Below are 19,370 nucleotides of genomic sequence, written 5' to 3'. Positions count from 1 at the left end.
TGCTATGCAACGAGTTGCATAGCAGGATGGCGGGCATGGCGCTCGAACACGCGATCCTGGTCTCCCTGCTCGAACGGCCGGGCTCCGGCTACGAGCTGGCCCGGCGTTTCGAGCGCTCCATCGGCCGCTTCTGGACGGCCACCCACCAGCAGATCTACCGGGTGCTGAAGCGGATGGAGGCCGACGACTGGGTTACCGCCGAGGAGATCGGCCAGGCGGGCCGCCCCGACAAGCGGTCCTTCTCGGTGGCCCCGGCCGGCCGGGCCGCGCTTGTGGACTGGCTGCGCGCGCCCGTCCAACCCGAGGCGGTCCGGCACGAACTGGCCGTCAAGATCCGCGGGGCCGCCTTCGACGACGCCGCCGGCCGCGCCGCGCTCGTCGCCGAGGTCGAGCGCTACCGCGCCACCCACGAGGAGACGCTCGCCCGCTACCTGGCCGGCGAGCGACGGGACTTCCCCGACCCCGCCGCGCCCGACGCCGCGGCGGCGCTCCAGCACGTCGTGCTGCGCGGCGGCATCGCGTACGAGCGGATGGTGCTCGCCTGGCTCGACGACGTGCTGACCACCCTGCGCACCCTGGACGACTGACCCACCCCACCGAAGGGAGTCCCGTCATGGCGGACTCGCTCCTGCTCGACCCGCACAGCTACGACCCCACCCACCTCGACGACACCTCCCGCCGGCTGCTGCGGGCCACCGTCGACTGGTTCGAGGGTCGGGGCAAGAAGGCGCTGCTCGACACCTACGACCGGCACGAGTGGTACGCCGACTTCCTGGACTTCGCTGCGAAGGAGGGGCTGTTTGCCGCCTTCTGCACGCCGGCCGCCGACGGGGGAGGGGACCCGGCGAGGCGCTGGGACAGCGCGCGCAACGCCGCGCTCAGCGAGATCCTCGGCTTCTACGGCCTCGGCTACTGGTACACCTGGCAGGTCACGGTGCTCGGCCTCGGCCCGGTCTGGCAGAGCGACAACGCCGCCGCGCGGGCCCGCGCCGCCGGGCTGCTCGCCGACGGCCACGTGATGGCGTTCGCCCTCTCCGAGCGCGCCCACGGCGCGGACATCTACTCCACCGACATGGTGCTCACCCCCGACGGCGACGGCGGGTTCCGCGCCACCGGCGCCAAGTACTACATCGGCAACGGCAACGTCGCCGGACTGGTCTCCGTCTTCGGCCGCCGCGCCGACGTCGAGGGACCGGACGGCTACGTCTTCTTCGCCGCCGACAGCCGCCACCCCGCCTACCACCTGGTCCGCAACGTGGTGAACGCGCAGATGTACGTCAGCGAGTTCCGCCTCCAGGACTACCCGGTGCGCCCCGAGGACGTGCTGCACACCGGGCGGGCCGCGTTCGACGCCGCGCTCAACACCGTCAACGTGGGCAAGTTCAACCTCTGCACCGCCTCGATCGGCATCTGCGAGCACGCCATGTACGAGGCCGTGACCCACGCCCACAACCGGGTCCTCTACGGCCGGCGGGTCACCGACTTCCCGCACGTGCGGCGCGAGCTGACCGACGCGTACGCGCGCCTGGTCGCGATGAAGCTGTTCAGCGACCGCGCCGTCGACTACTTCCGCTCGGCGGGCCCGGACGACCGCCGCTACCTGCTGTTCAACCCGATGACCAAGATGAAGGTCACCACCGAGGGCGAGCGGGTCGTCGACCTGCTCTGGGACGTCATCGCCGCCAAGGGCTTCGAGGCGGACACCTACTTCGACAAGGCCGCCAAGGACATCCGCGGGCTGCCCAAGCTCGAAGGAACGGTGCACGTCAACCTCACACTGATCATGAAGTTCATGGCCAACTACCTGTTCCACCCGGCCGAGCACCTGCCGGTGCCGACCCGGCACGACGCCGCGGACGACGAGTTCCTCTTCCGACAGGGCCCGGCCCGGGGCCTCGGCACGATCCGGTTCCACGACTGGCGCGCGGCCTACGACGCCCACGCCGAGGTGCCCAACGTGGCCCGCTTCCGCGAGCAGGCCGACGGCTTCTGCGCGCTGCTGGCCGCCCACGCCCCGAGCGAGGAGCAGCAGCGTGACCTCGACTTCCTGCTCGCCCTCGGCCAGCTCTTCGCGCTGATCGTCTACGGCCACCTGATCCTGGAGCAGGCCGAGCTGACCGGCCTGGACGGCGACGTGCTCGACGAGATCTTCGACGTCCTGGTCCGCGACTTCTCCGCGTACGCCGTCGACCTGCACGGCCGGGCGGCGACCACCGGGGAGCAGGCCGCCTGGGCGCTGGCGCACGTCCGCCGGCCCGTGGCGGACGCGGGGCGCACGGCGCGGATGTGGGCGCGGGTGGCGGCCCTCAGCGGCGCGTACGAGATGCGCCCCTGACGCTGCGGGCCGTGGCGGCCGACCGCCGGCTGCCCGGCGCGGGACGGTCGGCCGCCGCCGGCCACCACCCGGCACCGGGGTCGGCCGGCCGTCACCACCCGGCGCCGGGTCAGCCGGCCGTGACCACCTGGTTCGCCGGCTGCGGCGCCGTCGCCTCGGCCGGGGCCCGCCCGCCGTCGCCGGGGGCGGTCGCCGCCGTGTCCTCGCCGCCCTCCGGGGTCGCGTCGTCGGCGGGTCGCACCGCCACCGGCGCCGGGCGGTCCGGCCTCGGCCGGGCCGCGACCTGCGGGTACTCGGCGGTCTCCGCGCCGCCCGTGGCGGCCGCCATGACCGCCGCCGCGGCCAGGTCGGCGACCCGCTTCGCCTCCCGCTTGACCCGGGCGCGGACCTCCTTGGCGTGCTGCTCGGCGGAGTCCGCGGCCCGGCGCGCCTCGTCGAGGCGGCGCAGCTCGTCGGTCAGCTCCTGCCGGGTCTCGGCGAGGCGCTGCTGCACCTCGGCGAACTCGTGCTCGACGCCCGCGCTCTCCTGCCGCGCCTGGGCCAGCTGCTGCTGGGCGGCGTCCAGCTCGGACTGCATCCGCGCCAGCGCCTCCCGCCGGTCCCGGATGCCCTGCTGCGTCGCGGCGAGCTGCTGCTGGTGGGTCGCGGCCTGCTCGTCCACGTGCTGGCGCACCTTGGCCGCGTACTGCTGGGCCTCCGCGATCAGCGTCGCGATCTCCTGCTCGGCCGCCGTACGCTGGGCGCCGAGCTCCCGCTCGGCGGACGCGAGCTGCTCGGCGATCTCCTGCTCGGCGGCGGCCCGGCGCTCGTTGATCTCGCGCTCCACACCGGCCTGCCACTGGCCCAGCTCCTGCTGGGTCTTCGCGCGCGCCGCCTGCACCTCCTGCTGGATCTGGGCGCGGGCCGAGGCCAGGAACGCCTCGGACTCGACGCGGGCCTGCTCGACCTGCTGGGCGGTCTGCTCGTCGATCCGCTTCGCCTCCTGCACCGCGTGGTCGTGGGCCGCCTCGCCCGCCGCCCGCAGCCGTTCCGCAGCCTCCCGGATCCTGGCCAGCTCGCCCTGGGCGTTGGCGCGGCGTTCCTCGTGTTCCCGGTCGTGCTCCTCGCGTCGCGCGGCCGCCTCCTCCGTCAGCTCCCGCAGCGTCGTGGTGGCCTGCTCGCGGGCCTCGGCGAGCACCCGCTCCGCCTCGGCCTCGAGTTCGGCGGCCCGCTGCCCGGCGGCGTCGGTGATGGCCCCGGCCTGCTTCTCGGCCAGGGCCAGGATCTGGTCGACCATCGGACCGAGGTCGCGGAAGGACGCCCGGTCCGGCTGCGCCGGCCGGTCCCGCAGTTCGGTCGCCTCCGCCCGCAGCCGGTGCACCTCGACGGTCAGCTCACGCAGCTGGGCCGAGGCCCGTTCCCGCTCCGCGGCCCGCGCCGACCGTTCGCCGTCGACCTGCTCGACGTAGCGGTCCACCTGCCGCTTGTCGTAGCCGCGCAGCGCGAGGTCGAAGCTCGGCCGCGAGGCCGCGTCCTCGCGTGCCGCGAACGGGTCGTCGCCGTGGGACATGCATCCTCCTCCGTACGATCGCGAGCGCCGCGTCGGCGGGAGAGCCGCCCCACGGGCCGTGCTGAGGCGCCACGCTACCGTCGCGGCCGTACGCCCCCGCGAAAAGGGTGACCACATGCGACGGCCCCGCGGGACCGGGTGGTCCGCGGGGCTCGGTGTGCGCGTCCGGGAGCGCGTGTCCGGTTCATGGTGCACCTCCTGGTGGTGGGGGAGTGTGCACCGGTGGGCCGTCGCGCTGAGCGCCGGACGCGGCGGCCCACCGGCCGTCCGTCCGCCGCGTGGGACGACGCGGCGGACGGCGTCCTAGAGGAGCAGTCGGTCCGCGCCGGCCAGCGCGCCCACGACCGCCGGCACCGCGGGCGCCGGCAGCACCGGGCAACGGCGCAGGGTCGGCGTCCAGCCGGCGTCCGGGGCCAGGTCCGGCTCGTGCGTCGCGTTGTACGCGCCCACCAGATCGACCGGGCGGGCCCGGTCCCCGGCGGCGCGGACCCAGTTGCCGCGGGTGGTGACGGCGGTGCCGCCCCAGTCGTAGAGCAGGGTGTCGGCCGTGACGCCGGCGCCGAGAGTGAAGAAGTTGTTCTCGGCGACCACGGCGGACTGCACCCCGACGCCGATCGCGTACTCGAAGTCGTCGCCGGCCAGCCGGTAGTGGTTGTTCCACACGTCGACCTGGCCGAAGCGCACCCGGGGCAGCCGCTGGAGCACCCCGTCGAAGATGTTGTGGTGCAGGCTCACCTTCAGCCGCCCGACGTCCGGGCCGACGGTGTTGGACGAGCCGATGAGCATGACCTTGTCCCGCCCGACGAACCGGTTGTACGACACGGTCACCAGGCTCGCGGTGTGCGTGACGTCCACCGACCCGTCGTGCACCTGGTACGGCCGGCCGAGGTGCACGGGCTGGCTGCTGTCCGGGTTGTCGCCGTCGGTGAAGGTGTTGTGGTCGATCCAGACGTGCTCGCTGCGGCGCACCGAGATCTGGTCGTACTGGGAGTTCCAGTTGCCGGCGGCGCCGTCGGTGGGGGACCAGGCGGGGAAGCAGTCCCGGGCGTCGTCGAACGTCAGGTTCCGCACGATCGTGTTGTGCGCGCCGTCGAGCATCAGCGTCAGGCCGGTCAGCCGGGCGCCGCCCAGGCCGACGATCGTGGTGTTCGGGCCGACGTTGATCTGGGTCTGCCGGGTCTGGTTCGTCACCGAGCGCACCCGCGCCGCCTCCAGCGGCCCGCTCGGCGCCACCCGGCCCCAGACCGCCGGGTCGTACGCCGCGAGGTACGCGGCCAGCGAGTACTCCGGGTCGGCGAGGTCGGCGCAGTCGAGGATGCTCCCGTCGGGCCCCTCGAAGCCGTCGACCGCGCCGCTGACGTAGATGATTTTCGGGGTGGCGTTGCCCCGGTTGGTGGCGTTGTCGCCGCCGAGGGCCGCGACCAGCTCGGCCCGGCTGGAGACAACGTGCACCTGCTCCGGGGTCGCCGTCGCGCCGCCGGTGGTGCCGGTCCCCTCAGCCGCCCAGCCGTCCCCGGCCGGCAGGGCCTGCCGGCCGAGGTGCCGGGCGAACCAGGAGAGCCCGCCGTCGGCCGTGTCGACCGCGCCGTTCTGCGCCGGAGCGGCCCCGCCGTCCGGGGCCGCCGTCACGCTCCCGGGTGTCGCCGCGAGCGTCACGGCGACCATCGCCGCGCCCACTGCCTTCTTCCACATCTATCGGACCACCTGTTCGTCGCCGGTCGGGTATCAGGCAACGGTAGGTTTCGCGTTTTATACGCGTCAATGACAAACGTGTGCAGAAGTGTTGCAACTGATCAAATCGGCCGATATCGCCCCGGCCGCCCTCGGTCGGGTTGACGCCTCTATATCCGATATGGACCCGCCTCAGGCGGGCGGCTCAGTTGCAGTGGGTTGCGGTTCCTCCCGTCCCATCAGCTCCCTGCGGTGCGGCGCCACCGCCCACGGCACCCCCAGCTCCGACAGCAGCACCCCCTCGTCGGCCGCCCGGCGCAGCAGCCGGTTCACCCCGCGCACGGTGAGCACCCGCTCCGGGCCGTCGCCCGTGGCGGTGACGAGGTCGCCGCCGAGCGGCGTCGGCTCCGGCGCGGTCGTGACCGCCTCCAGCACCGCGGTGAACGGGGCGGTCCGCGCCAGGGGCGCGATCAGCGGCACCGCCGGGTCGGCCCGGTGGGCGAGGAGGTTCTCCAGCAGCCCGCGCCGGCCCGGCACCTCGCGTGCGCCGGCGTCGCCGGGCAGCAGCAACCGGTCGGTCGGGTACTCCAGCACGGCCCGGCCGGCGGTGCCCGTCACGATCACCTCCCCGGCGACGAAGTCCTCCCCGGCCAGGGTCACCGCCGCGACGATCGGCGGCCCCGAACGGGACGACACCCGCAGGGTCGCCGTGTCGTCCACCTCGATCGGCCGGACCCGGTAGCGCTCCACCTCGATCCGCGCGGGGACCACCGGCCCGTCCCCGGCGGCGGCTTCGGCGACCGCCAGGCACTGCATGACCGCGTGCGCCAGCGGGTTGGCCAGGGCACCGTCCAGCACCGACCGGCCGTGCAGCGTCCGCCGCCCGGCCCACGGCGCCCGCGCGTAGTAGGCGTCGGAGCGCTGCCAGGACGCCACCGTCGCGATGCCGGTGACGGTGCCGAGCCGCCCGGCCCGGACCGCGTCGGTCAGCTCCGTCAGCGCCGCCGAGCCGAGCGCCTGGAAGCCCACCTGGCACGCCCGGCCCGTCGCGGCGAGGGCGCCGGCCAGCTCCCGGTGCTCGGCGGTGGACAGTACCGGCGGCTTCTCCAGCAGCAGGTCGGCGCCCGCGGCGAGCACGTCCAGGGCGATCGGCAGGTGGGTGTGCGGCGGGGTGCAGACCACCACCACGTCCGGCCGGGCCGCCCGCAGCATCTCCCGGTGGTCGGCGTGGACCAGGGTGCCGTCGGGCACCGGCGCCGCCGGCTCGTCCTCGATCGGACGTACGTCGACCAGGGCGACCAGCCGCAGCCGCCCGGCGTCGTGCAGCGGGGCGACGACCCGCCGGTGCCAGCGCCCGTGCCCGTTGGCCCCGACGATCGCGACCCTCGGCACGGCGCCGGCCCGTCCCGGTGGCGCCCCCGCGGCGGCGGCCGTCACCGGGCGCCCGCCAACGTCGCGGCCACCCCGTGCCGTTGCAGGGCGGTCAGCCACCCGGTCACCTCGGCGCGTACGTCGTCGTCCTCGGCCACCTCGGCGGGGAAGACCTCGCGCAGCGCGAACACCGCGTCGACGGCCCCCGCCGGGGTCTTCGCCCCGGCGGCGAGCGCCGCGCGGATCTCCTCGGCGAGCGGGTCGGCCAGCGGCAGGGGGCTGCCGTCGTCGGCGTGACCCTGCGCGAAGCGCAGCCAGGCGGCCACCACCAGCGTGGCCCAGTGCGCCGACCGCCCCGCGGCCCGCAGATCGGCGATGGTGTGCAGGATCCGCTGCGGCAGCTTCTGCGAGCCGTCCAGGGCCACCTGGAGGGTGCGGTGGTGGATCGCCGGGTTGGCGAACCGGGTCAGCACCTCCTCGCCGTACGCGACGACCGAGACGCCCTCGGGCGGGTCGAAGCTGGCCGCCACGTCCTCGGCGACCAGCTGCCGCAGCACCGTGGTCAGGTGCGGCAGGGCCAGCGCGTCGGCGATCGTCTCCCGGCCGGCCAGCGCACCCAGGTAGGCGGCGGCCGAGTGCACGCCGTTGAGGGCGCGCAGCTTCAGCCGCTCCCAGGCTCCCGCGTCGGCGGTGAGCACCGCGCCGGCCCGCTCCCAGGCCGGCCGGCCGCCCGGGAAGTCGTCCTCGATCACCCACTGCCGGTACGGCTCGGCGACCACCGCCGCCAGGTCGGCCACCCCGAGGGCCCGCTCGGCGTCGGCGAGGGTCTGCGCCGTGCTGGCCGGCACGATCCGGTCGACCATGGTGCCGGGGAAGCTGACGTGCTCCCGCACCCAGCCGGCCAGCGGCTCCGGCACCCCCGCGTACGCCACCGACTGCTCGACCAGGCCGCGCAGCCGGCGGCCGTTCGCGGGCAGGTTGTCGCAGCTGACCAGGGCCAACGGGGGGCCCTGCGCGGCGGCGCGGGCGAGCAGCCCGCGCAGCAGCAGGCCCGGGACGGTGACCGGTGCCCGGTCGGTGCGCAGGTCGGCGGCGACCTCCGGGTCGGGCCGCAGCCGGCCGGTCACCGGGTCGAGCTGGTACGCCTTCTCCGTCACGGTGAGGGTGACCACCCGGATCGCCGGGTCGGCCAGCAGCGCCACCACGGCGGCGGGGTCGCCGGCAGCGTGCCGCGTCTCGGCCAGCGCGCCGACGACGCGGGTGTGGCACCCCTCGGCGCTGCTGGTGGTGACGCTGAACAGGTTGTCCTGCGCGGCCAGCGTCGTCACCACGTCGGGGTTGCGTGGCGCGACGCCGACGATGCCCCAGTCGCCCCCGGCCCGTGCCATCGCCTCCTCGGTGTAGACGGCCTGGTGGGCGCGGTGGAACGCGCCCAGCCCGAGGTGCACGATCCCCGCCGGCGCGCTGCCCGGGCGGATCAGCGGGCGGCTGTCGGTCGGCAGCCGGCGTAGCGTCCCGAGACCGAGCCGGGCAGCGCCGCCGGTCATCGCCACACCGGTCCGTCCGGGAAGCGGAACTCGGCGATCGACTCCGGCTTCATCGTGGAGCTGTAGCCGGGCGCCTCCGGCAGCAGGTAGCGCCCCTCGCGGGTGCGCACCGGGTCGACGAAGTGCTCGTGCAGGTGGTCGACGTACTCCACCATCCGGCCGTCGAGGCTGGTGCCGACCCGCAGGTAGTCGAAGACGGCCAGGTGCTGGACGTACTCGCACAGGCCCACGCCGCCGGAGTGCGGGCAGATCGGCACCCCGAACTTCGCCGCCATCAGGATCTCGGCGAGGACCTCGTTGACGCCGCCGACGCGGCAGGCGTCGATCTGCATCACGCCGATCGCCTCGGCCTGGAGCAGCTGCTTGAAGATGACCCGGTTGGCGGCCACCTCACCGGTGGCGACCCGGCACCGGCCGTCGGTCAGGCCGGTGACCGCCCGCGCGATCCGGGCGTGCCCGAGGATGTCGTCGGCGTGCGTCGGCTCCTCGATCCAGTACGGGTCCACCTCGGCCAGGGCGGTCATGTTGGTGATCGCCTCGTCGACGTCCCAGACCTGGTTGGCGTCCATCATCAGCAGCGCGTCCGGCCCGATCTCCTCCCGGATGATCCGCGCCCGCCGCAGGTCGTCGGCCGGCAGCCCGCCGACCTTCATCTTCATCGCCCGCCACCCCTCGGCGTACGCCTGCCGGGTCAGCGCCCGGACCTTGTCGTCGGGGTAGCCCAGCCAGCCCACCGAGGTGGTGTACGACGGGAACCCGTCGCGCTCCAACTCGGCGCGGCGCTCGTCCAGGCCGACCAGTCCCTTGTCGAGGATGGCCGCCGCCTCCTCCGGGGTGAGGGCGTCGGTGATGTGGTGGAAGTCGATGCTGGCCACCAGTTCCTCGGTGGGCAGCTCGGCGAGCAGCTGCCACAACGGCTTGCCGGCCAGCTTGGCCCGCAGGTCCCAGACCGCGTTGACCAGGGCGCCGGTGGCCATGTGGATGACCCCCTTCTCCGGGCCCAGCCAGCGCAGCTGCACGTCGGCGCTGAGCGAGCGCCAGAACGCCACCGGGTCGGCGAAGATCTCCTCCACGGTCCGGCCCCGCACGTGGTGGGCGAGGGCCTCGATCGCGGCGCAGGTCAGCTCGTTGCCGCGACCGTTGGTGAAGGTGAACCCGGCCCCGGTGACGCCGGCGTCGGTGCGCAGCTCGACGTAGCTGGCCGAGTAGTCGCCCCGGTTGATCGCGTCCGAGCCGTCGCCCGCGGCGGCGGTCGGGAACCGGACGTCGTGCACGTCGACGGCGGTGACGGTGACACTCACAGGACATTCTCTCCGATCTTGAAGACCTTCTTCGGCAGCCGGTACGCCAGGTCGACGATGGTCTCGGCGGCCTCGTCCTCGCCGAGGCGGTGCTCGGTGACCAGCCGGGCCAGGTAGGCGGCGTCGACCCGGCGGGCCACGTCGTGGCGTACCGGGATGGAGCAGAACGCGCGGGTGTCGTCGACGAACCCGGCGGTGTTGTAGAAGCCCGCGGACTCGGTGACCGACTCGCGGAAGCGGCGCAGCACCTCCGGCGAGTCCAGGAACCACCACGGCGCACCGAGGTACAGGGCGGCGTACCCGCCCGCCAGAGGGGCGAGTTCCCGGCTGAAGGTGTACTCGTCGAGGGTGTAGAGCACCACCCGCAGCCGCGGGTCGTTGCCGTACGCGTCCAGCAGCGGGGTCAGCGCGTGCAGGTACTCGGTGGCCTGCGGCAGGTCGCCGCCGACGTCGCGGCCGTGCCGCGCGTACAGCCAGCGGTTGTGGTTGCGCACCGCGCCGGGATGCAGCTGCATGACGAGGCCGTCGTCCAGCGACATCCGGGCGAACTCCAGCAGCATGTGCGCCCGGAACGTCTCCGCGTCGGCCGCGTCGGCGACCCCGCGCAGGCCCTTGTCGTAGAGGCGCGCCGCCTCGTCCGCGCCCAGCGCCAGGGTGCGCGCGGTGGGGTGGCCGTGGTCGGTGCAGGTGGCGCCGGCCGCGATGAAGGCCGCCCGCCGCCGGCGCAGCGCCGCCAGGTAGCCGGCGTACGTGCCGGTGTCCTCGCCGGTGATCTCGCCGAGGCGCGCGACGTTGTCCGCCCAGCCGTCGAACTCCATGTCGGCCACGTTGTCCGGCCGGAACGTGGTGATCACCCGGCCGCCCGGCCCGCCCCAGCCGTCGGCGGCGAGCTTGGCGTGCTGCCCGAGGTCGTCCAGCGGCGACTCGGTGGTGGCGAGCACCTCGATGCCGAACCGCTCGAACAGGGCCCGGGGCCGGAACTCCGGCTCGGCGAGCCGGGCCGCGAGCTCGTCGTAGACGGCGTCGGCGGTGGCCGGGGAGAGCGGGGTGCGTACCCCGAACACGTCGGTGAAGGTCTGCTCCAGCCAGAGCCGGGAGGGGGTGCCCCGGAACAGGTGCCAGTGCGCGGCGAAGCGCCGCCAGATGGTGCGCCCGTCGGGCTCCGTGGGGCTGCCGTCGACGGTGGGCACGCCCAGCTCGGCCGGGGGGACGCCCTGGCTGAGCAGCATCCGGGTGAGGTAGTGGTCGGGCACGATGAGCAGCCGCGCCGGATCCGGGAACGGGCGGTCCTCGGCCAGGATCGCCGGGTCGACGTGCCCGTGCGGGGAGATGATCGGCTGGGGCGCGGCCAGCGCGTACAGCCGGCGGGCCACCGCGCGCTGCGCGGGGTCGGCGGGGAAGAGCAGGTCGGTCGTGGGCACGGGTGGGGCTCCTCGGAGGGTGTTCGTGGCTCAGGAGAGGTCGAGCAGGTCGGCGACCCGGACCGGGGCGCCGGTGGTGAAGGAGCGGTTCGCGGCCAGCCCGGTGAGCAGGGCGAGGGCGCCGTCGCGGGCGGTCGCTGCCCGCCCCATCGGGTCCGGCTCGCCGGCGATCAGGACCCGGGCCATCCGGGCGTCGGCGCCGCCGTGCCCGGAGCGGGTGTGCCCGGCCACGGGTACGACCTGCGGCGGCGCCCAGAACGGCCGCAGGGTCAGCGTGGCGGAGCCGGCCTCGGCGGCGGCCTCGTCGCCGTGCAGCGCCGCGCCCTTCAGCGCACCGGCGGACGCCGGGCTGACGTGGTCGCTCTCCACGACCTCCAGCTCCAGGCGGCCCCGGCTGCCGTTGACCATCACCCGGTAGCCCTCGTAGGGGGCGTACGCGGTGAGGTGGTAGGTCATCGTCGCGCCGGTGGAGTAGCGGGCCAGCACCGCCATGTCGTCCTCGATGTCCACGCCCGGGGCGAAGACGTTGCGGTCGCGCTGGTAGCCGTCCTCGGCCTCGGCGTCGAGGTAGAGCTCGCGCAGTTTCGGGTGCGCGTCGAGCCGCAGCGCGAACGGGTCGTCGTCGGCGGCGGGGGAGCCGTGCGCCCGCTCGTAGTCGCGGGCGTAGCCGTGCCGGCGGCCGGCCTCGCCGTAGAAGAACAGCCGGCCGGTGGCGTACACCTCGACGGGGGTGGCGTCGAGCCACCAGTTGACCAGGTCGAAGTGGTGGCCGGCCTTGTGCACCATCAGGCCGCCGGAGTGCGCCTTGTCGCGGTGCCAGCGGCGGAAGTAGTCGGCGCCGTGCCGCACGTCGAGCAGCCACTCGAAGTGCACCGAGCCCACCTCGCCGATCGCGCCGTCGGCGAGCAGCTCGCGCAGCTTCTCGTGCAGCGGGTTGTAGCGGTAGTTGAACGCCACCCGCACCTGCCGCCCGGTGTCGGCGACCGCGTCGAGGATCTGCCGGCAGCCGGCGGCGTCCACGGTCATCGGCTTCTCGGTGATGACGTCGCAGCCGGCCCGCAACGCCGTGTCGACGTGTGCGGCGTGGGTGTCGTCCACGCTCGTCACCACCAGCACGTCGACCCGCTCCTTGGCGAGCATGGCGGCCAGGTCCTCGGCCCGGTACGTCGGCACCGGCGGGTGGCCCAGCTCGCCGAGCCACCGGTTGTGGGCGTCCATCCGGGCCTGGTTGACGTCGGCGAACGCGACGAGCTCGGCGGTGTCGGCGTGGTCGCGCACCAGCGCCCGGACGAACATCTCGGCCCGGGACCCGGTGCCCACCAGGGCGTGTCGGACCCGCTGACCGGTGCTGGACGACATGGCGACCGCCTCCCGTGTTGCTGCAAAGGTTTGCAGCGAAATAACCACGCGCCGCGCGGCGGCGTCAACGATCGATGCCAAACCGGCGGCATAGATCCGATTTGATCCGCATTTCAGCACATGGTGGGAGCGTGGCCGAAACGCATCTGTAACCATCGACCGTTGACACCGGCACAACCGTTTGCATTAATTGGCGGCACCTGACGTGACCCCAGCCACACTGGACGAAGGGCCCCGCCGTGCCAGCCACCATCCGAGACGTCGCCCGGGCCTCCGGCGTGCACATTTCCACGGTCTCCCGCACGTTCTCGGCCCCGCACCTGGTCAACCCGGAGACCCGGGGCCGGGTGCTGGCCTGCGCCGAGGAGCTCGGCTACCGGCCCAACCGCGCCGCCCGCGCCCTGATCACCGGCCGTACGCACAACATCGGCCTGATCATCGCGGACATCGCCAACCCGTTCTTCCCGCCGCTGATCAAGGCGGCGGAGAGCCAGGCCCGCCAACGCGACTACCACGTGTTCGTGGCCGACACCAACGAGGACCCGATCGCCGAGGAGGAGCTGGTCCACGCCCTCGCGAAGCAGGTGGACGGGGTGCTGCTGTGCAGCCCGCGGATGAGCAACAGCATGATCGAGCAGCTCAGCCGCGAAGTGCCGCTGGTGGTGATAAACCGGCAGGTCGCCGGCCTGCCCTGCGTCACCATGGACGTCGGGCAGGGCGCCCGGTCGGCCATCGAGCACCTGCTCGGCCTCGGCCACCGGCGGATCGCGCTGCTCAGCGGGCCGCGCGGCTCGTGGACCAGCCGGGAGATCCGCCGGGCGGCCGGCGTCGCGGCGCGGGCCGGCGGCGCCGAGTTCACCGTCCTCGGGCCCAACCAGCCCACCGAGACCGGCGGCGCGGCCCTCGCCGAGCAGGTCCGCCGCAGCGAGGCCACGGCGGTCCTCGCCTACAACGACCTGATGGCGATCGGCCTGATCGAAGGGCTCGACGCCGTCGGGATGCGCGTCCCGCAGGACGTGAGCGTCGTCGGTATCGACGACATCGCCCTGAGCCGGCTCACCCGGCCCAAGTTGACGACGGTGGCCACGCCCAACGCGGCCGCCGGCCGGACGGCCGTCGACATGCTCCTGCAACACGACACCGTCGCCGCCCGTGGCTCACGCGGCGGTCGGGGTGTCACGAGCGACGACCGTCGTACCACCGCACAGGTAATGCTCCAGACCGAACTGGTCATCCGCGACTCGACCGCCGCCGCGCCGGCAGACGGTCGGAACCGCCCCGACGCCGAGTTGGTCGTCCCGGGCCCGCATCGCCTTGCGGGCCCGGGTCGCCCGACCGCGGCCACCGGTGGCGTCGTCGCCTCCTAACGCCAAGGAGTGAGCGCACATGCACCCCGCAACGCCCCCCACCACTGGCACGCAGGCCGTGCCCGTTCACCGTACCCCCGTCCGCCGGCGGCGGTTGATCCGCGGCCTGCTCGCCACGGTCGTCGCCCTGCCCCTGGTCCTCGGTGCCGCCGCCTGCGGCGGCGACGACGAGGCCAGCACCGACCCGAACGCCCCGGTCAAGCTCTCGGTCTTCTGGTGGGGCGGTGAGGCCCGGGCGAAACTGACCGAGGAGGCCCTCGCCCTCTACACCAAGAAGCACCCGAACGTCACGTTCGAGAAGACCTGGCAGGCCAACCAGGGCTACTTCGACAAGCTGGCCACCCTCACCGCCGGCGGCAACCCGCCGGACCTCTTCCAGATCGACGACAACTACCTGGCCGAGTACGCCTCGCGCAGCACCACCCTCGACCTGACGTCGTACAAGGACTCCGGCGACCTCGACGTGTCGAAGTTCCCCAAGAGCCTCTGGCAGTACGGCGTGGTCGACGGCAAGCTCGCCGGCGTGGCCTCGGGAGAGAACACCCAGGGCCTGGTCTACAACAAGACGCTGCTGACCAAGAACGGCCTGCCCGAGCCGACCACGGGGATGAGCTGGGAGGAGCACATCGCCTGGGCCGAGCAGGTGGCGAAGAAGACCAAGGTGCCCGGCACCCAGGACCCGAGCGCCGACTACAAGGCGTTCTGGGTGTGGCTGCGCCAGCAGGGCAAGGACCTCTACAAGGGCAAGGAGCTCGGCTTCACCGCCGAGGACGTGACGAAGTGGTTCGACCTGTGGAAGGGCGCCCGGGACCGGGGCGCCACCCCGACCCCCGACGTCATCCACGAGGGCAACGCCACCGACATCACCAAGCAGCTCGTGGTCACCGGCAAGGCCGGCACCAGCTGGGTCTGGGTCAACCAGATGCCGGAGCTGAAGAAGAACACCAAGGACGAGCTGGGCGTCATCGCCTACCCCGGTGACCCGAGCGCCCAGTGGGCCCGCGCCTCCATGTACTGGTCGGTGTTCAAGGGCAGCAAGCACAAGGACGTTGCGGTCGACGTGATCAACTTCCTGGCGAACGACCCCGAGGCCGTCAAGATCCTCGGCACCGACCGGGGCCTGCCGTCGAACCTGGATCTCCGCCGGGTGGTCAGCGACGACGTCACCGACCCGGCGATGAAGCAGTCGATCCAGGTCGAGTCCGACCTGGCCCAGAAGTTCGGCGAGGCGCCGCAGGTCCCGCTCAAGGGGCACAGCAAGGTCCGCGCCGAGCTGATCAAGGCCGCCGAGAACGCCCAGTACGGCCGGATCAGCTCCGCCCAGGCGGCGGAGCAGTTCATCACCGCCTGCAAGTCCGCCATCGCCTGACCTGACGCCACACGGAGAGGAATCGGTTCGTGGCTCTGACCACGGCGCCCGACCCGACCCGACGTACCGGACCCGTCCCGACCCCCGCCGGCAGGCGCGGGGTCGGGCGGGCCCGGCACGGGGACGGTCTGGCCGGCTACGTCTTCCTGTCGCCCTGGCTGCTCGGCCTGATGGCCGTCACGGCGATACCCATGCTCCTGTCGCTCTACCTGAGCTTCACGAACTACGACATCCTCACCCCCTTCTCCGAGGTGGAGTGGGTCGGATTCGCCAACTACGAGCGCATGTTCACCGCCGACCCGTCGTACTGGCACTCGGTGCGGGTGACGCTCACCTTCGCCCTGGTCGCCGTGCCGCTGAAGCTGGCGGCCGCCCTCGGGGTGGCCCTGCTGCTCAACCGCGCCTGGCGCGGCGTCGGGCTGTTCCGCGGCCTGTTCTACCTGCCGTCGCTGCTCGGCGGCAGCGTCGCGCTGGCCATCGTCTGGGTGAACATGTTCAACCGCGAGGGCGCGTTCAACTCGCTGCTGAGCGTCTTCGGCATCGAGGGCAAGCCGTGGGTCAACGACCCCGACTGGGCCCTGGAGACCCTCATGGTGCTCGCCATCTGGCAGTTCGGCGCGCCCATGGTGATCTTCCTGGCCGGCCTCAAGCAGGTGCCCACCGAGCTCTACGAGGCGGCCTCCGTCGACGGCGCCGGCAAGTGGCGGCAGTTCGTCGCCGTCACCCTGCCGATGCTCTCGCCGGTGATCTTCTTCAACCTGGTGCTGGAGACCATCAACGGCTTCCAGGGCTTCACCGCCGCGTTCGTGCTCAGCAACGGCACCGGCGGCCCGGTCGACTCCACCCTGATGTACACGCTGAACCTCTACATCACGGGCTTCACCAACCTTGAGATGGGCTACGCCTCGGCGATGGCCTGGGTCTTCCTGCTCGCCATCGCGATCATCACCGCGATCTTCTTCAGCACCGGGCGGTTCTGGGTGCACTACTCGGACGGGGAGGACCGGTGACGGCGACGGCGACCCCGACGGCAACCCCGGCGACGACCGGCCCGCGCGGCCCGCGCCGGGCCAGCGGCGGCGGGCAGGCCGTGCGCCTGCTCATCCTGATCGCGATCGTCGCGGTCGTGCTCTACCCGCTCTTCTGGATGATCGGTACGTCCCTGAAGAGCCAGGAGGAGATCGTCAACAACATCGGCCTGCTGCCGAACGAGTTCACCCCCGGCAACTACGCCGACGGCTGGACCAACTTCGACTTCAGCTTCGGCCGGTTCTTCCTCAACAGCGCGATGGTCAGCCTGCTGACCGTGGTCGGCAACGGCGTCTCCTGCCTGCTCGCCGCGTACGCCTTCGCGCGGCTGCGGTTCCGGCTGCGGGGCGTCTGGTTCGCCGTGATGATCGGGACGCTCCTGCTGCCCGGGCACGTGCTGATCGTGCCGCAGTACATCCTGTTCCGCAGCCTGGGCCTGGTGGGCGGCGAGTGGCCGTACCTGCCGCTGCTGATCCCGCAGTTCCTGGCCACCGAGGCGTTCTTCGTGTTCCTGATGGTGCAGTTCATGCGGGGCATCCCACGCGAGCTCGACGAGGCCGCCAAGATCGACGGTGCGAACGCCTTCGGCATCTTCCGGCACGTGATCCTGCCGCTGAGCCGGCCGGCGCTGGTCACCACGGCGATCTTCTCGTTCATCTGGACCTGGAACGACTTCTTCCGGCAACTCGTCTTCCTCTCCGACCTCGAGGACTACACCGTGCCGGTGGCGCTGACCCTGTTCATCGACTCGACGAGCCAGAGCGCCGTCGGCCCGATGTTCGCCATGTCGGTGCTGTCGCTGCTGCCGGTGTTCCTGTTCTTCGTGGCCTTCCAGCGGATGCTGGTGGAGGGCATCAACACGAGCGGACTCAAGGGATGAGGTCGCACCCGGACGGCGGGCCGGACCGGGAGGACGGGCCGGCCCGCCGTGACTGGCGGGACGTGCTCACCGACGCCACGGACCTGGCGGTGCTCGGCATCGCCCTGACCCTGGCGGCGTTGCCGGTGCTCACCGCGGCGGCGGCCGTCGCCGCCGCGAGCGCGGCGGTGCACGACCGGTACACCGTCGGTTCCTGGCCCTCCGCGCGGGAGAACCTGACCCGCTACGGCCGCGCCCTGCTGCCGGGCGTCGGGGTGAGCGTGCTGACGGTCGCCGCCTTCGGGCTGCTCGCCGTGAACGTCGCCGCGCTGGCCGGTGGCCGGGTCCCCGGCGGGGCACCGCTGCTCCTGGTCACCGTCGCGCTGGCCGCCGCCCTGGCCGGGTACGCCGCGCTGGTGGTGGTGGAGGTCGGCCGCCGCGGTGGCCGTGGCTGGCGGGAGGCCGCCGGTGCCGCCGCCGGCGCCTGCCGCGCCCGCCCGGGCACCTGGGCCGCCGCCGGCGGGGTCAGCGCCGTCGCCGCGCTGCTCGCCGTCCTGGTCATCCCGGTCGCGGTGCCCATCCTCGCCGGGTACGTGGTCGCCGCCCTGCACGCCGTCGCGCGGCGGACCGTGCCCGCCCCGGTGGGACAGTCGTGACGGGCGGCGACCGGCGGGCCGGTGTGACCGAGAACGATCGGCAGCTCAGCGTCGACGACGTGCCGGTGGCCCGGTACGTCGTCGACCCGGCGATCGACCCCCGGCACGGCCCCCGCCCGTACCTGCACCCCGTGCGGACCCTCGGCGGGACCGTGGTCACCGACGCGTTTCCCGCCGACCACGTCTGGCACCTCGGCGCGTCCCTGGCCGTGCAGGACGTCGACGGCACCAACCTCTGGGGCGGGCGCACCTACGTCCGCGACACCGGCTACACGTGGCGCGACGACCACGGCCGCATCGCGCACACCCGCTGGGAGACCCGCGACCCGCAACGGCTCGCGCACCAGTTGGAGTGGCGGGACCGGGACGGGGCGGTGCTGCTCGCCGAGCGGCGGGAGCTGGCCGCGCAGCGGGTCGGCGAGCGGGCCTGGGCCCTCGACGTCGGGTACACGCTGACCGCCCCCGCCGACCGGGACGTCGGCCTGGGCAGCCCGGCGACCAACGGACGCCCGGGTGGCGCCGGCTACGGCGGCTTCTTCTGGCGGGCGGTCAGCGCGACACCCGCGCGGGTGTGCACCGCCACCGCCGAGGGGGAGGACGCGGTCAACGGCAGCGACGCGCCGTGGCTGGCGTTCGCCGGCACCGGGCCGGACGGGGCCGCGTACACGCTCGTGCTGGCAGGGCTCGCGGAGGGCGACCGCTGGTTCGTCCGCACCGCGATGTACCCGGGGGTCTGCGTGGCGTTCGCCTTCGACCGGCCCAGGGTGATCACCGCAGGTACGAGTCGCACCGGGCGGCACCGGGTGGTCGTCGCCGACGGCACGCTCGACCAGGCGACGGCCGCCGCGTTGGCCGCCGGCGGGACGGTGTGACGCGGCCCTCCCACCCCGGATTTGACGATCTTGCCGGGCGGGCGTAACTTTCTCTCTGCCAGCGCGGAACGGACGAACAGGGCGAAAGCCCTGGCGAGGCCGGAGCGCGGTGAGACCATCGGTCCGGTTGGGGTCATCCCATCGGGGTCGGCACGGGCGGTGCCCCGGATTCGTCGCGAGGCGGATTTGGTGAGGCGGAACCGACCGGGTAAGGTTCACGGCCGGTAGGGAACCGGGCGAGCTCGCGGGAAACCGCGAAGCGGCCGGTCTGCCGAACTTCCCGAAGATCGTCGACGAGAGTCGGCACCATCGGGATGCCCGGAAATTGGTTGAAGTGGTGCGGATCGCTACGAAGCGGTTTGACACGGCGGAAACCACCGGGTAACGTAGTAAAAGTGCCCGGCGCGGAAAGCGGCGGACATGGTGAACGAAATGCCCCGGGTCGGGTGCTCCACGGTGTGGGGTTTCTGGGCGGTGTGTGGTTGTTCTTTGAGAACTCAACAGGGTGCTTGATAAGCCAGTGCCAATTATGATTTATACCCCGGACTGGCAGGCCATTTATGGTTTGTTGGTCTTGGATTCCTTTGGCAACACTTTTTGTTGTCGGGACAGTTTTTCAACAAGTTTTTGTTGGAGAGTTTGATCCTGGCTCAGGACGAACGCT

15 protein-coding genes are annotated in these 19,370 nt (G+C 73.0%); 8 read left to right on the top strand and 7 right to left on the bottom strand.

What is annotated here, in order from left to right:
- The first annotated feature begins 35 nt into the window (after positions 1-35).
- Complete coding sequence (locus ACGFNF_RS25160; protein ID WP_393171144.1) at positions 36-587, top strand: PadR family transcriptional regulator; 552 nt, start codon at positions 36-38, stop codon at positions 585-587.
- 26 nt (positions 588-613) lie between these two features.
- Positions 614-2,335, top strand: coding sequence for an acyl-CoA dehydrogenase family protein (locus ACGFNF_RS25155; protein WP_393171142.1), 1,722 nt, complete (start codon positions 614-616; stop codon positions 2,333-2,335).
- A gap of 109 nt (positions 2,336-2,444) precedes the next feature.
- On the opposite strand, the gene ACGFNF_RS25150 is transcribed toward ACGFNF_RS25155, so the two are convergent.
- The 7 genes from ACGFNF_RS25150 to ACGFNF_RS25120 form a co-directional block, all read right to left on the bottom strand.
- Positions 2,445-3,884, bottom strand: coding sequence for a hypothetical protein (locus ACGFNF_RS25150; RefSeq protein WP_393171140.1), 1,440 nt, complete (start codon positions 3,882-3,884; stop codon positions 2,445-2,447).
- Between the two features lie 303 nt (positions 3,885-4,187).
- Positions 4,188-5,576: a polysaccharide lyase family 1 protein gene (locus ACGFNF_RS25145; protein ID WP_393171138.1), complete on the bottom strand. Its 1,389-nt coding sequence runs from the start codon at positions 5,574-5,576 to the stop codon at positions 4,188-4,190.
- A gap of 171 nt (positions 5,577-5,747) precedes the next feature.
- Positions 5,748-6,947 (bottom strand): Gfo/Idh/MocA family protein, encoded by a 1,200-nt coding sequence (locus tag ACGFNF_RS25140; RefSeq protein ID WP_393171136.1) that lies wholly within the window; start codon positions 6,945-6,947, stop codon positions 5,748-5,750.
- 41 nt (positions 6,948-6,988) lie between these two features.
- Positions 6,989-8,473: a mannitol dehydrogenase family protein gene (locus ACGFNF_RS25135; RefSeq protein ID WP_393171134.1), complete on the bottom strand. Its 1,485-nt coding sequence runs from the start codon at positions 8,471-8,473 to the stop codon at positions 6,989-6,991.
- Positions 8,470-9,774, bottom strand: coding sequence for an enolase C-terminal domain-like protein (locus tag ACGFNF_RS25130; protein ID WP_357580715.1), 1,305 nt, complete (start codon positions 9,772-9,774; stop codon positions 8,470-8,472). The genes ACGFNF_RS25135 and ACGFNF_RS25130 overlap by 4 nt, the downstream gene beginning before the upstream one ends.
- Positions 9,771-11,195 (bottom strand): glucuronate isomerase, encoded by a 1,425-nt coding sequence (uxaC, locus tag ACGFNF_RS25125; RefSeq protein WP_357580714.1) that lies wholly within the window; start codon positions 11,193-11,195, stop codon positions 9,771-9,773. The genes ACGFNF_RS25130 and uxaC overlap by 4 nt, the downstream gene beginning before the upstream one ends.
- A gap of 30 nt (positions 11,196-11,225) precedes the next feature.
- Entirely contained in the window at positions 11,226-12,554 is a 1,329-nt protein-coding gene (locus ACGFNF_RS25120; RefSeq protein ID WP_357580713.1) for a Gfo/Idh/MocA family oxidoreductase, read from the bottom strand.
- A gap of 239 nt (positions 12,555-12,793) precedes the next feature.
- Between ACGFNF_RS25120 and ACGFNF_RS25115 the strand changes: the two genes are divergently transcribed.
- The 6 genes from ACGFNF_RS25115 (at position 12,794) to ACGFNF_RS25090 (ending at position 18,706) form a co-directional block, all read left to right on the top strand.
- Entirely contained in the window at positions 12,794-13,921 is a 1,128-nt protein-coding gene (locus ACGFNF_RS25115) for a LacI family DNA-binding transcriptional regulator (protein WP_357580712.1), read from the top strand.
- 19 nt (positions 13,922-13,940) lie between these two features.
- Positions 13,941-15,290 carry an ABC transporter substrate-binding protein gene (locus tag ACGFNF_RS25110; RefSeq protein WP_393171130.1) on the top strand — a complete coding sequence of 450 codons (1,350 nt, stop codon included), beginning with the start codon at positions 13,941-13,943 and terminating at the stop codon, positions 15,288-15,290.
- A 29-nt stretch (positions 15,291-15,319) separates the two neighbouring features.
- Positions 15,320-16,300 carry a sugar ABC transporter permease gene (locus ACGFNF_RS25105; protein WP_357580710.1) on the top strand — a complete coding sequence of 327 codons (981 nt, stop codon included), beginning with the start codon at positions 15,320-15,322 and terminating at the stop codon, positions 16,298-16,300.
- 137 nt (positions 16,301-16,437) lie between these two features.
- Positions 16,438-17,199 (top strand): carbohydrate ABC transporter permease, encoded by a 762-nt coding sequence (locus ACGFNF_RS25100; RefSeq protein WP_132238380.1) that lies wholly within the window; start codon positions 16,438-16,440, stop codon positions 17,197-17,199.
- Positions 17,196-17,834 carry a hypothetical protein gene (locus tag ACGFNF_RS25095; RefSeq protein ID WP_393171127.1) on the top strand — a complete coding sequence of 213 codons (639 nt, stop codon included), beginning with the start codon at positions 17,196-17,198 and terminating at the stop codon, positions 17,832-17,834. The genes ACGFNF_RS25100 and ACGFNF_RS25095 overlap by 4 nt, the downstream gene beginning before the upstream one ends.
- A gap of 23 nt (positions 17,835-17,857) precedes the next feature.
- Complete coding sequence (locus ACGFNF_RS25090) at positions 17,858-18,706, top strand: PmoA family protein (RefSeq protein ID WP_357580708.1); 849 nt, start codon at positions 17,858-17,860, stop codon at positions 18,704-18,706.
- Positions 18,707-19,370: the final 664 nt, after the last annotated feature.

The sequence above is a fragment of the Micromonospora sp. NPDC048868 genome, from assembly GCF_043198195.1.
Classification (GTDB): domain Bacteria; phylum Actinomycetota; class Actinomycetes; order Mycobacteriales; family Micromonosporaceae; genus Micromonospora; species Micromonospora reichwaldensis.
The sequence above is the reverse complement of the archived record's forward strand: the minus strand, read 5'-3'. Positions and strand labels throughout refer to the sequence as shown.

Bases quoted from the DNA above. Each gene is read 5' to 3' on its own strand.
- ACGFNF_RS25160 (WP_393171144.1), top strand. From the start codon at position 36: ATGGCGCTCGAACACGCGATCCTGGTCTCCCTGCTCGAACGGCCGGGC.
- ACGFNF_RS25155 (WP_393171142.1), top strand. From the start codon at position 614: ATGGCGGACTCGCTCCTGCTCGACCCGCACAGCTACGACCCCACCCAC.
- ACGFNF_RS25150 (WP_393171140.1), bottom strand. From the start codon at position 3,884: ATGTCCCACGGCGACGACCCGTTCGCGGCACGCGAGGACGCGGCCTCG.
- ACGFNF_RS25145 (WP_393171138.1), bottom strand. From the start codon at position 5,576: ATGTGGAAGAAGGCAGTGGGCGCGGCGATGGTCGCCGTGACGCTCGCG.
- ACGFNF_RS25135 (WP_393171134.1), bottom strand. From the start codon at position 8,473: ATGACCGGCGGCGCTGCCCGGCTCGGTCTCGGGACGCTACGCCGGCTG.
- ACGFNF_RS25120 (WP_357580713.1), bottom strand. From the start codon at position 12,554: ATGTCGTCCAGCACCGGTCAGCGGGTCCGACACGCCCTGGTGGGCACC.
- ACGFNF_RS25110 (WP_393171130.1), top strand. From the start codon at position 13,941: ATGCACCCCGCAACGCCCCCCACCACTGGCACGCAGGCCGTGCCCGTT.
- ACGFNF_RS25100 (WP_132238380.1), top strand. From the start codon at position 16,438: ATGATCGGTACGTCCCTGAAGAGCCAGGAGGAGATCGTCAACAACATC.
- ACGFNF_RS25095 (WP_393171127.1), top strand. From the start codon at position 17,196: ATGAGGTCGCACCCGGACGGCGGGCCGGACCGGGAGGACGGGCCGGCC.